The organism is uncultured Boseongicola sp., from assembly GCF_937988555.1.
GTDB lineage: Bacteria > Pseudomonadota > Alphaproteobacteria > Rhodobacterales > Rhodobacteraceae > Boseongicola.
Window position 1 is genome coordinate 1 of the sequence record NZ_CALJXO010000122.1, and the last position, 2,691, is coordinate 2,691.

At 54.4% G+C, this 2,691-nt stretch carries 3 protein-coding genes; 1 reads left to right on the forward strand and 2 read right to left on the reverse strand.

Annotated elements, in window-relative coordinates:
- Together Q1B15_RS06565 and Q1B15_RS06570 are read right to left on the reverse strand one after the other, a co-directional pair.
- Nucleotides 1-504, reverse strand: a 504-nt coding sequence (locus tag Q1B15_RS06565) for an integrase (protein WP_299751900.1), incomplete at its 3' end; no start/stop codon positions are given.
- A gap of 173 nt (nt 505-677) precedes the next feature.
- Entirely contained in the window at nt 678-1,619 is a 942-nt protein-coding gene (locus tag Q1B15_RS06570; protein WP_299751905.1) for a homocysteine S-methyltransferase family protein, read from the reverse strand.
- Nucleotides 1,620-2,020: 401 nt separating this feature from the next.
- Between Q1B15_RS06570 and Q1B15_RS06575 the strand changes: the two genes are divergently transcribed.
- Nucleotides 2,021-2,515 (forward strand): GFA family protein, encoded by a 495-nt coding sequence (locus Q1B15_RS06575; protein ID WP_299751908.1) that lies wholly within the window; start codon nt 2,021-2,023, stop codon nt 2,513-2,515.
- Nucleotides 2,516-2,691: the final 176 nt, after the last annotated feature.

The following is a 2,691-nucleotide window of genomic DNA, read 5'->3' on the forward strand; positions in this document are numbered from 1 at the left end:
AATTTGGGTAACCTTTGTCCTACGCATCGAGTGGGTCCCGTAGGCAGTGACTTCCAAACCGATGGACGCAACCCAATCCCGCACGATCCGTGCATATTGACGCGTTGAGATGTAGAGGCGCTCATGGAATCGTCCTGGCCAAAGAAATTCGGACCCGATCATCAGCGGATCTTCCATCCACTTCGCGACGGAAGCTCGCGTGCCCTCCGAAATCTCAAACCGAACCGGCTTTTGGGTTTTGCTTTGCAGCACCGATGCTCTTTCCTTGATCTGTCCAGACGCCAAAACATCGACCACTTTCATCCGGACGAGATCGCAGCCGCGGAATTTGCTGTCGATGGCCATATTGAAAAGAGCAAGCTCGCGATGGTTTTCGGCCAACTCGAGTCGCACGCGGATCGCCCAGACATGCTTGGGCTTCAGCGGAAGCTTCTGGCCGACGATGCGACCTTTGTTCCAGGCAGGGCGAAGTGCGCGAATGGCAGGTAAGTTTGATGTTTCCATGATGGATCCTCCGATCCGCCATACCCTCCCAATGCGACAACCAGACGTTGACGGCGTTGTATATCACAAGATGTGCAAAAGCAGCTAAGGTCCGGAAGGAGCCCAGAGTGCGAGATGCTGCAAATGGGATGAACGTCGGCTTCTGCTGTTGGGTAAATCGATGGACCCAGCCCTTAAACGGAAGGGGCAGTGGATGCCTTTGCGATTTGTTCCATATGCCTCATGTCGGTACCGCAGCATCCTCCCAGAACGCGAATATGCGGAAACCGGCGACGGATTTGTGACAACTGGTTTCCAAGCTCAATCGGATCACCGTCATCCAATTTCTCAGCTTCGTCCAGTTCAGCGTGACTGCAACGCGAAGCGTTTGCGACAATACCTTTTACCCGCTGCATCCAAGGCCCATCTGCAAGGACCTGCTCAAAATGGTCGGGATGTGCGCAGTTGATCATAAAGTAAGCGGTATATCCTTCTGTTGCGTCATCCACCTCAGAAATAGCTGTTTCCAAGGTGGCTCCCGTCGGTAGTTTCCCGTTGGTCTCAACCGTGAAGGCGATCACAACAGGCAACCCAAAACGCCGCGCCGCTCGGACAATGCCTATCGCTTCGGCGCTGTAGGCAAGGGTGTAACCGCTCACGACATCAACGTCGGTCTCGGCCAAAGCCGAAATCTGTTCAGAGTGATATCGCTCAGCTTCATCAGAACTCATTTGCTCACTGGGTGCGTAAGCATCGTCCCGCGGGCCTATGTTGGCGCTGATCACTGTTGGGACATCACCCCGATCTAAACGCACCTCTGACATCAGGGCGACGGCTTGTTGGTTCAACTGCATAATCTTCTCGGGAGCATAGCCAATCACGGCCCCACGATCCCGGTTCGCAACCCATGTTGGGCTCTCGAGAATAATGCCTACACCCGTCTCTCTTCCCAATGCGATCATCTCTGCGAAATACTCTTTGAGAAGTGCGCGGCCTTTGTCAGTTTCCAAGAGCGGGTAAGAAGCAAAGCCCGGCAAATCGATGCCACGGTTGAACAGCAAGTCGGTTTCCATTCCACCATAGGCCAAGAATAATTCGGCTTCGATGTTTGGAAAATTGCTTCGATGAACGGCCATGAAAGGGATGCTCCTGTGCAATGCTCTGGGACGACTTTAACACTACAAGGGCCGACCAGCCACTCGCCGGTAACAAGCAGCTGTTCTCTAGAGGCGTTTCCAAAGCCGACCTTGGCCAAACCGCAGCGAAAGCTCGGTTTGTCCCGCATTGTGTGAATTCGCCCATCGGAAATTTTGCAGTTGCAGCGAATGTCCGGTCCGAAGGGCCGCACCGCAGCATGCCAATCACTGCGTGAATGTCCGCAATGGGCCGTTCATGTTGGTCGGGGCGAGATCGTTTGGCGGGATCGCTGCGACGCGGCTAACGGCAGCAAGGAGCCCGGAGTTACCGTTCAATTATGATCGCGTCACTGAACTCCGGGTGTGCTAGGAAGAAACATCGTTGGGTGATTTGAGAGGAAATGGATTTGTCGGATGGACACACTGGCCACTGCCTTTGCAGAAATGTGGCATACACCACCGGCAGCGAACCCCTCTGGGTGACGATCTGCTACTGCCGGTTCTGCCAGCGCGCCACCGGTTCGGACCGAATGATTGAACCGATTTTCGAACGCCAACACTTTGTGTTCACCGAAGGCAAGGCGTCGGTCTACACGCTCTCTTCGGAAGGTAGCGGAAAAGACGTAGACGTTCACTTCTGCTCCAGATGCGGAACCAAGCTTGCCCTGACATTCGAGCGCTGGCCAGATCGGTTGGGCATTTACATTGGCACCCTTGATGATCCGATTTCGATTTTGTCCTCGCCCGAAAACAGCAAACACATCTTTGTCTCCGAAGCACGCCCTGGCACTATCCTTCCAGCCGGTTTCAAGGTCTTTAACCGCCATGCCACCGAAAACGACGGGACTCCGATAGAACCGACTGTACATAAATCGCCGTATTTGGTCGGGTGCTGAACTGGTTCCATCTGCCTCGGCCTGATGTCTCCAATGTCCGCACACCGACGTTTTAGCCGACAAAAATGCTGCGCCATGCACGAATGGCCGCAATGCGAAAGCTGCACCGCAGCGTTGTATGGAACGGCCAAAGTCCGGTTAGGGCCGTTCATGTTGGTCGGGGCGAGATCGTTTGG

Coding starts and splice junctions, on each gene's coding strand:
- Q1B15_RS06570 (WP_299751905.1), bottom strand. CDS start 1,619: ATGGCCGTTCATCGAAGCAATTTTCCAAACATCGAAGCCGAATTATTC.
- Q1B15_RS06575 (WP_299751908.1), top strand. CDS start 2,021: ATGGATTTGTCGGATGGACACACTGGCCACTGCCTTTGCAGAAATGTG.